The organism is Nonomuraea sp. NPDC052129 (genome assembly GCF_040680095.1).
In the GTDB taxonomy this organism is placed as follows: Bacteria; Actinomycetota; Actinomycetes; order Streptosporangiales; family Streptosporangiaceae; genus Nonomuraea.
Map to the genome: position 1 here is coordinate 24,065 of NZ_JBFAVX010000016.1, position 8,413 is coordinate 32,477.

The following is an 8,413-nucleotide window of genomic DNA, read 5'->3' on the forward strand; positions in this document are numbered from 1 at the left end:
ATGCTCGCCCTGGAGCCGAACCGGGTCATCTCCATGGACCGCCTGCTGGACGCCATCTGGGACGATGAGCCGCCGAGCACGGCCAGGGTGCAGATCCACATATGCGTCTCGGGGCTCCGCCGGACATTTTCCGCATTGGGATTGACCGACGTCATCAGCACCAGATCGCCGGGCTATATCTTGAATATTCCTGTCGAGAATATTGACGCCCATCAGTTCGAAGAATTAATCACGAAGTCGTATTCCCTGGTCGAGGCCGGAAAACCGCAGGAGGCGGTGACCGAGCTGCAGTCCGCGCTCGGCCTCTGGTACGGCACCGCGCTCGACGGCCTCCAGGGCCGGATCATCCGTGGCGGCGCGCTGCAGCTCCAGGAGCGCCGCCTGGCCGCCGTCGAGGAGTGGCTGCGCCTGGAGCTGTCGCTCGGCCGCCACGCCAACCTCATCGGCGACCTCACCGTCCTGGTCCGCGACCATCCGCTCAGGGAACGCCTCTACGCCCACCTCATGGTCGCCCTCTACCGGTCCGGACGGCAGGCCGAGGCGCTGGAGACGTACCGTATGGCCCGCGCGACGCTGGTCGAGGAGCTGGGCATCGAGCCCGGCGACGAACTGCGCCGGCTGGAGCAGGCCATCCTGCGCGGCGACGGCGACATCGGCGACGAGGCGGTCGCCGAGCAGCAGCCCACCGCGCCCCGCGACACGCCCATGGCGGCCGTCCAGGTCATCCCGCGCCAGCTGCCCGCCGCGATCGGCGACTTCACCGGGCGCACCGGCGCGTTCGCCGACATCGTGGACACCCTGACCGGCCCGGACGGCGGCGAGGCGTCGGGTACGGTGCCGACCATCGTCATCAGCGGCCGGGGCGGCGTCGGCAAGACCACCCTGGCCGTGCAGGTGGCCCACGACGTGCGCGAGCACTTCCCCGACGGGCAACTGTTCGCCGACCTGCGCGGTGGCAGCGGCCGGCCCGCGTCAGCGCTGGAGATTCTGGAACGCTTCCTGCGCGGCCTGGGCGTGGACGGCTCCGCCATCCCCGACACCCTCGACGAGCGGGCCGAGATATACCGCAGCCGGCTCGGCGAGCGGCGCATGCTGGTGCTCCTCGACAACGTGATGAGCGAGTCGCAGGTGACGCCGCTGCTGCCGGGCAGCTCCGGCTGCGCCGTGGTGGTCACCAGCCGCACCCGGCTGACCGGCCTGCCCGGCGCCCGCCGCATCGAGCTGGGCGTCCTGGAGAGCGGCCGGGCCGTCACCCTGCTGGAACGCATCCTCGGCGAACAGCGGGTCCGGGACGAGCCCGAGCAGGCCGCCGCCCTCGCCGAGCTGTGCGGGCACCTGCCGCTGGCCGTCCGCATCGCCGGGGCCAAACTCGCCTCCCGTCCGCACTGGCAGCTGGGCCGGCTCGCCGACCGGCTGCGCGACGAGAACCGCCGGCTCGACGAGCTGGAGCACGGAGACCTCGGCATCCGGGCCAGCATCGAGGTCAGCTACCAGGGCCTGCCCGGCCCGGCCAAGCGGCTGCTGCGCCTGCTGTCGCTGCTGGAGACCCCGGACTTCCCCGGCTGGGTGGGCGCCTGCCTGCTCGACGAGGATCCGGCCGAAGCCGAGGACCTCTTGGAGGCGCTGGTCGACGCCCAGCTCGTGGACGCCGGCGCCGGCCCGGCCAAGAGCGCGCCCCGCTTCCGCTTCCACGACCTCATCAGGACCTTCGCCCGCGACCGGGCGCTGGCCGAGGACGGCGCCGCGGATCGCACCGCGAGCCTGCGCCGCGCCCTGTCGGCCTGGCTCGCGCTGGCCAAGGAGGCGCACCGCCGCGAGTACGGCGGCGACTACACCATCCTGCACAGCGGCGAGGCCCGCTGGTCGCCGCCGCCCGCGCTGCTCGAACGGCTCTCGCCACACCCGATGAACTGGCTGGACGGCGAGCGCGCCGCCCTGGTCGCGGGCGTCCGGCAGGCCGCGCAGCTCGGGTTCGACGAGCTCTGCTGGGACCTGGCACTGGCCGCCGAGACGCTGTTCGAGGCCAGGAGCTACTTCGACGACTGGCGCTCCACCACCGAGCTGGCGCTCGGCGTGGTGCGCAGGAAGGCCAACCCGCGCGGCGTGGCCGCCATGCTGTACTCCCTGGGCAGCCTGCGCATCTTCCAGCTTGAGCCGGACGCCGCCCTGGAGGCGCTCGAACCCGCGCTGCGGCTGTTCAAGGAGCAGAACGAGCCACACGGGTGGGCGCTGGTGCTGCGCAACCTCGCCTACGTCGACTCGCTGCGCGGCGATACCGAGCAGGCCATCCGCCGGTACGGCGAGGCGCTGGAGGTCTTCAAGCTCGTCGGAGACCGCACCAGCGAGGCCCACGTGCTGAGCAACCTGGCGCGATCCCTGCTCGACGGCGGCGAGTACGCCGCGGCGGAGACGTACCTGGAGCGGGCCTTGAAGATCGCCAGGGACGTGGGCAGCCGCCGCTCGGAGGCGCAGGTGCTCTACCGGCTGGGCGAGAGCGCCCTGCGGCAGGGCCAGATCGACCGGGCCGGCCGGTCGTTCACGCTGGCGCTGCGCATCGTCAGGGACGGTGCCGACCACATCGGCGAGGCGTACATGCTGTACGGCCTCGGCCAGGTCTACGTCCGCGAGGGCCGTCACGACCAGGCGCACATGACCCTGGAGCAGTCGCTGGCCCTGGCCGTGCGGGTGGGGGAGCGGCTGGTCGAGGGCCGGGTCCGGCACGAGCTGGGCGAGCTGGCGCTGGTCCGCGGCAGGTTCGGGGAGGCGGCCGGGCGGCTGGGCGAGGCGGTGGAGGTCTTCCGCAGCCTGGGCCTGCCGCCGTTCGAGGCCCGGGCGCTGGTCGGGCTGGCCGAGGCGAGCGATGGGCTGGCCTCGGCGGAGGGGGCGCACGCGGCGGAGGACGCCGCTCGCGCCGCCTGGGCGCTGCTGGCCGGCCTGGACTCGGTCGAGGCCGACGGCCTGCGCGACCGGCTGGCGTTGCGCCAGCCGGTCAGGAGTCGCGCCTAGGGCGACGGAGCAGTTTCAGGAGTCGTGCTTGAGACGGCGGAGCCGGTCAGGAGCCGGTCAGGAGTCGTGCTTGAGGCGGCGGAGCAGGTCGAGGCAGGGCGCCGTCATCACGGTGGAGACCAGCGTCATGAACACCAGCATGGTGAACACGGTCGGGCTGATCACGCCCATGGACATCCCGATGTTCAGCACCACCAGCTCGGTCAGCCCCCGGCAGTTCATCAGTACGCCCAGCGACAGCGAGTCACGCCAGCCTATGCCCGAGACGCGGGCGGCCGTCGTCGAGCCGCCGGCCTTGGCCAGCACCGCGACCGCGGTGATGAGCAGGCACCACGCCCACAGCCGCCCGTCGGCGCCGAGCAGCCCGAACTCGGTGTGCAGGCCGGTGTAGACGAAGAACAGCGGCAGCAGCAGTGTCACCGTGAGACCGTGCAGCTGCCCGGCGGCCCGCCGCACCGGCAGGGACCCGCGCGGCATGATCGCGCCGAACAGGAAGGCGCCGAAGATCGAGTGGATCCCGATCGCGTCGGTGGCCAGCGCCGACAGCATCACGCCCGCCAGCGCCACCGGCAGCACGGCCGCCTCGGGCAGCAGGCCGCCGGGACCGAGCAGCCGGCGCAGCAGCGGCCGGACCCCGAACGCCATCACCGCGAAGAAGCCCACCGACATCCCCGCCGTGACCAGCGCGACGTCCGCGGCGGCGCTGCGGGTGACCGCCACCACGGCGGCCAGCACGCACCAGGCCGTGACGTCGTCCACGGCCGCGCAGGTCAGCGACATCACGCCGACCGGCGTGCGGCTCATGCCCCGGTCGGACAGGATCCTGGCCAGCACCGGGAACGCGGTGATGCTCATCGAGATGCCGAAGAACAGCGTGAACGCCAGCTGCCCGACCCCGCCGGAACCGAGCACCGGATACAGCGCGAGCGCCAGCAGCACCCCGCACAGGAACGGCACCACGATGCTGACGTGGCTGATCACCGCGGCGGTGTAGCTGCGCTGCCGGACCAGGTCGAGGTCGAGCTCGTAGCCGACGAGGAACATGAAGAAGATCAGGCCGACCTGCGACAGCGTGGACAGCGTCGAGACCAGGCCGGGCGGGAACAGGGTGGCGTACCCGGCGGGCCACAGGGCGCCCAGCACGGACGGGCCGAGCAGCACACCGGCGATGATCTCGCCGATGACGGAGGGCTGCGCGAGCCGCCGGAACAGGCGGCCGCACAGGTGGCAGGCGGCCAGGATCACCGGCACGGCGATCAGCAGCCTGGGGAAGACGTCGGGGACGCCGGGGGCGGCCGGCCCGCCGGACGGCCGCCCCGGGGTGGAGAGGCCGTGCCGGAGGGTGAACCAGATGAGGGCGACGGGTACCACGACCAGCGCCAGGTAGACAGCGATCATCCGCAGTGATCGCGGACGGACGATCGGGGAGGTCAGTTCCGGCCCGTCGTCGATTCGCACGGACATGTCGGCTCCGATGGGTGACGAGGTACGGGGGATGAGCGGAGGCGTCGTCAGGAGTGGGTCGGGTCCCAGCCCCAGTGGGTGTTGACGTCGTCGCCGGGGCCGACGGCGACCACGTGGCCGGCCGGCGCGGCGTGCGTCCCGGCGGCGAGTACGACGGCCGGCAGCGCGAGGGAGGCAGCGATGAGGGCGGGGGTGATCAGCCGCTTGAGCATGACGCCTGCTTTCGTGGTTTCGAAGATCTGCTCTGCCCCATACTCAATCGGCACGGGCTTTCTTCGCACTAAGCGCTCGCTAAGTCCGCCCGCTTAGCGGCGCGAAGCCCGCCCGATAGGCGGCCTTCGCAGACTTACCGGCGTGAACAACGACGCCACCGCACTCTGGTACCTCACCGAGGAAGAGACCAGGTGGGCCTGCCAGCGCCTCGACCCGGTCAAGATCGTGCGCGAGGCCCTCGTCCTGCAGGCCGAGGGGAAGACCACCTTGCCGGCCGAGGCCTATCTCGGCTGGACCAGCCCCTCCGGCGCGGCCGCCCGCAGCTTGAACATGCCCGGCTACGTCGGCGGCCCGTTCGAGATGGCCGGCACGAAGATCATCAATGGCTGCCTGGACAACCCTGAACGCGGGCTGCCCCGCGCCAGCGGCCTGACCATGCTCTTCGACCGCCAGACCGCGCGCATCCGCTGCGTCATGGCCTCCGCCCACATCAGCGCCCTCAGGACCGCGAGCGTGACCGTGGCCAGCGCCCAGGCGCTGCTGCCGCAGAAGGTCATCACCGTCGGCGTCATCGGCGCCGGCGCCATCGCCCGCACACACATCGAACTGCTGGCCCGATCCCTGCCCGGCACCGCCGCCATCGTGCTGCATGACCAGGATCCGGGCCGGGCCGCCGCCCTCGCCGACGGGGTGGAAGCCCTGCTGCGCGCGTACGGCATCCGCATCTCCCTGGCCGACACGGCCCACGAGGCCGTGCTCGGCGCCGACCTGGTCATCCCCGCCACCACGACCACCCAGGGCTACATCGCCTACGACTGGCTCAGCAAGGGCTGCGTCGTGGTGAACGTCTCCCTCGACGACGTCCTGCCCGACGTGGTGGTCGAGGCGGGCACCCTGCTGGTCGACGACTGGGCCCTGGTCCGCGACGACGAGCACCGCCTGCTCGGCCGCATGCATCGGGCCGGGCGCGTGGTCGGCCCCGGCGAGCACGCGGGCGCCGGCGTCCGCCGCGTGGACGCCGAGCTGGGCGAGGTGTTCGCCGGCCGGCACCCGGGCCGCTACCACCCCGACGACGTCATCCTGGTCAACCCCTTCGGCCTGGCGATCGAGGACATCGCGCTGGCCACAGAGGTGTATCGGATCGCGATGCGCGAGGGCCGCGGCATCCCGCTGCCCCGATGAACCACCCCCAACCCGACAGAACCGATGGGAGCACGATCATGAGCAACGACGAGACCGACGACGGCCGCACCTACCGCGTCGTGCTGAACGACGAGGAGCAGTACTCGATCTGGCCCGCCGGCAAGGAGCTGCCCGCCGGCTGGTACGCCGAGGGCGTCGAGGGCACCCGCGACGCCTGCCTGTCCCACATCGGCCAGGTGTGGACAGACATGCGCCCCAAGAGCCTGCGCGAGCGCATGGCGGCCACCGCCACCGCCGCCACTTCCGCCGCCACCGCCACCGCCACCGCCACCGCCACCGCCGGCGACGCGATCGCGTGAGGAGGCCGTCGTCATGTCCGTCAGACACCTGATCTCCATGGCCGGCCTCGGCTCCGGCGACGTGCGCCGGATCGTCGAGCGCGCCGCGTGGTACGGCTCCGGGCACCACCGCTGCGACCGGCCGCTGTCCGGCCGCACGGTCGGCGTCTACTTCCGCCGCACCTCCACCAGGACCCGCACCGCCTTCTCCCGCGCCGCGCAGCTGCTCGGCGCCGACATCATCGCCTACGGCCCCGCCGACCTGCAGGAGAACACCGGCGAGTCGGTGGCCGACACCACCCGCGTGCTGTCCGGCATGCTCGACGCCCTGGTGGCCAGGACCGCCGGCAGCGACGCGGAGATGCGCGCGTTCGCCGCCCAGGACCGGATGGCCGTGATCAACGCCATGAGCGCCGGCGAGCACCCCACCCAGGCGCTCGCCGACCTGGCCACCATCCACCGCCGCTTCGGCAGCGTGGACGGGCTGCGGCTGACCTACATCGGCGAGGGCAACAACACCGCCGCCGCGCTCGTTCTCGCTCTCGCCCACTACGGCAGCATCGAGCTGCACCTGCGCACCCCGCCCGGCTACGGTCTGGACCCCGAGGTGCTGGCGGCGGGCCGGCGCGGCATCGAGGCGCGCGGCGGCTTCCTCGCCGTCGAGCACGACATGACCACGCCGATGAAGCCGTGCGACATCGTCTACACCACCCGTTGGCAGACGACCGGCACGACCAAGCCCGACCCTGACTGGCGCAGTGTGTTCGCGCCGTTCCGGGTGACGGCCGAGGTGATGGCCGCCCACCCGCAGGGGATCTTCATGCACGACCTGCCCGCCCACCGCGGCGAGGAGGTCGACGCCGAGGTGCTCGACGGGTCCGACAGCATCGCGTTCGAGCAGGCCGAGGGGAAGCTGGCCGGCGCGCTGGCGGTGCTCGAATGGTGCCTGCTGGGGCCGGACCGGTGAGCGCCGCCCCGCTGCGCGGCAACCGCTCCTACCGGCTGCTCTGGATCGGCGGCGCCGCCTCCGCGCTCGGCTCGCACGCCTCGGCCATCGCCATGCCGATGCTCGTGCTGGCCCTCGGCGGCTCCGCCACCGAGGCGGGCGTCGTCGGGTTCGCCGCCGGACTGCCGTACCTGCTGGCGCAGCTGCCCGCCGGCGTCCTGGTGGACCGGCTCGACCGGCGGGCCGTGATGGTCTTCTGCGACGTAGGCCGGTTCCTGGCACTGGGCAGCATCGTGGTCGCGCTCACCGCCGGCCGGCCGCCGCTGGCCCAGCTCGTCGTGGTCGCGTTCGTCGAAGGCGTGCTCACCGTCGGCCACCAGCTCGCCGAGCAGGCCGCCATCCGGCACGTCGTGTCCCAGGAACAGCTGCCCGAGGCGCTGTCGGCCAACGAGGCCCGGATCCGTGGCGCGCTGCTGCTCGGCCAGCCCGTCGGGGGCGCGCTGTTCGGGTTCGCACGATGGCTGCCGTTCGCGTTCGACCTGGTCACGTACCTGGTCTCGATCGTGACGTCGCTGGCGTTGCGCGGCACCTTCCGCGCCGTCCCGGCAGCGGGGGAGCCCGCGCCGAACCCGCTGGCCGAGCTGCGTGCCGGGATCGCCTGGCTGTGGCGGCAGCCGTTCCTGCGCTCGGCCGTGCTCGCCATCGCCGCCAGCAACCTGCTGTTCCAGAGCCTCAACCTGATCGTCATCGTGGCCGCCACCGGCGACGGAGCCTCACCCGGCGCGATCGGGCTGCTGTTCCTGGGCGCGGGCGCCGGTGGCGTCGCCGGGTCGCTCGCCGCCCCCAAGATCACCCGCCTGTTGTCCATGAAGACCGTCGTCATCGGCGCGAACTGGCTGTGGGCCGCCCTCATGCCGCTCATCGCCGTCGTCGACGGGCCGCTCGCGCTCGGGCTGACGTTCGGCGTGCTGTGCTTCGTCGGGCCCGTGTGGAACGTCGCCGTCGCCGCATACCAGCTGCGGATCACGCCGGAGCACCTGCTCGGCCGGGTCGGCAGCGCCATCGGGACACTCGCCTTCGGCGTGCTGCCCCTGGGGTCACTGCTGGCCGGATGGCTGCTCGACGGCATCGGCGTCACCGGCGCCGCGCTCACCCTCGCGGGTGTCATGGCCATCGTCGCGGCCGTCGTCACCCTCACCCCCGCCATCCGCCGGGCCCCCGAACTGGACGCCGGCCCGGAATCTGGCCCGGAACCCGTTCCCGACCGCTCGCTGCAGCCGAGCGGTGACCTCGAGAGGTAAGA

General features: G+C 72.6%; 7 protein-coding genes. 5 read left to right on the forward strand and 2 right to left on the reverse strand.

What is annotated here, in order from left to right; all coding sequences use genetic code 11:
* Complete coding sequence (locus tag AB0L53_RS30855; protein ID WP_364001115.1) at window positions 1-3,006, forward strand: BTAD domain-containing putative transcriptional regulator; 3,006 nt, start codon at window positions 1-3, stop codon at window positions 3,004-3,006.
* 57 nt (window positions 3,007-3,063) lie between these two features.
* Here AB0L53_RS30855 and AB0L53_RS30860 read toward each other — a convergent pair whose 3' ends face one another.
* Window positions 3,064-4,470 (reverse strand): cation:proton antiporter, encoded by a 1,407-nt coding sequence (locus AB0L53_RS30860; RefSeq protein ID WP_364001119.1) that lies wholly within the window; start codon window positions 4,468-4,470, stop codon window positions 3,064-3,066.
* 47 nt (window positions 4,471-4,517) lie between these two features.
* On the reverse strand, window positions 4,518-4,682 hold the full coding sequence (locus AB0L53_RS30865; RefSeq protein WP_364001121.1) for a hypothetical protein: 165 nt from the start codon (window positions 4,680-4,682) through the stop codon (window positions 4,518-4,520).
* 142 nt (window positions 4,683-4,824) lie between these two features.
* On the opposite strand from AB0L53_RS30865, the gene AB0L53_RS30870 reads away from it, so the two are divergent.
* The 4 genes from AB0L53_RS30870 to AB0L53_RS30885 are packed head-to-tail and all read left to right on the forward strand — an operon-like array spanning window position 4,825 to window position 8,411.
* Window positions 4,825-5,865 carry an ornithine cyclodeaminase family protein gene (locus AB0L53_RS30870; RefSeq protein WP_364001124.1) on the forward strand — a complete coding sequence of 347 codons (1,041 nt, stop codon included), beginning with the start codon at window positions 4,825-4,827 and terminating at the stop codon, window positions 5,863-5,865.
* A 38-nt stretch (window positions 5,866-5,903) separates the two neighbouring features.
* Entirely contained in the window at window positions 5,904-6,185 is a 282-nt protein-coding gene (locus AB0L53_RS30875) for an MbtH family NRPS accessory protein (protein ID WP_364001127.1), read from the forward strand.
* Window positions 6,186-6,198: 13 nt separating this feature from the next.
* Window positions 6,199-7,131, forward strand: coding sequence for an ornithine carbamoyltransferase (locus tag AB0L53_RS30880; RefSeq protein ID WP_358557917.1), 933 nt, complete (start codon window positions 6,199-6,201; stop codon window positions 7,129-7,131).
* The gene (locus tag AB0L53_RS30885) at window positions 7,128-8,411 is read left to right on the forward strand and encodes an MFS transporter (protein ID WP_364001129.1); all 1,284 of its coding nucleotides are present in this window, start codon (window positions 7,128-7,130) and stop codon (window positions 8,409-8,411) included. The genes AB0L53_RS30880 and AB0L53_RS30885 overlap by 4 nt, the downstream gene beginning before the upstream one ends.
* Window positions 8,412-8,413 lie beyond the last annotated feature (2 nt).